Genomic DNA, 742 nt, shown 5'->3' with positions numbered 1-742 from the left:
ACGCGCTACCATCTGCTAGAGCGTTTAACAGCAGCAGAAGGCTTAGAAAAATATCTTGGCTCTCGTTACCCAGGTACCAAACGCTTTGGCTTGGAGGGTGGTGAAAGTCTGATCCCGATGATGGATGAGCTGATTCAGCGTGCCGGTGGTTATGGTGCTAAAGAAATCGTTATAGGTATGGCTCACCGTGGTCGCCTAAACGTTTTGGTGAATACGCTTGGTAAAAACCCGAAAGACTTGTTCGATGAGTTTGACGGTAAAAAACTCCATGATATTGGTTCCGGTGACGTTAAATACCACCAGGGCTTTTCATCGAATGTGATGACGCCAGGTGGCGAAGTGCATCTAGCCTTATCGTTTAACCCCTCACATCTTGAGATTGTTTCTCCGGTTGTTGAAGGCTCGGTTCGAGCGCGCCAGGGTAGAAGGGAAGATGAGCGTCGGGATTCTGTCGTACCTATTATCATGCATGGCGATGCTGCGTTTGCAGGTCAGGGTGTGGTGATGGAAACCTTCCAGATGTCACAAACTCGTGGTTATGGTACGGGTGGTTCCGTACATATTATTATTAATAACCAGGTTGGCTTTACCACCAATAAGCGTGAAGACACGCGCTCAACAGAGTATTGTACCGACGTTGCAAAGATGATCGAAGCGCCAATCTTGCATGTAAATGGTGATGACCCCGAAGCTGTTTTGTTTGCTACTCAGGTTGTAATTGATTTCCGCAATCAGTTTAAGA

The 742-nt window shown here is 47.2% G+C and carries 1 protein-coding gene; it reads left to right on the top strand.

The features are described from left to right. Window positions 1–742, top strand: a 742-nt coding sequence (locus A3756_RS20490) for a thiamine pyrophosphate-dependent enzyme (protein ID WP_255376528.1), incomplete at both ends; no start/stop codon positions are given.

Source organism: Oleiphilus sp. HI0086 (assembly GCF_001635225.1).
This window is presented reverse-complemented; position numbering and strand designations above follow the sequence as displayed.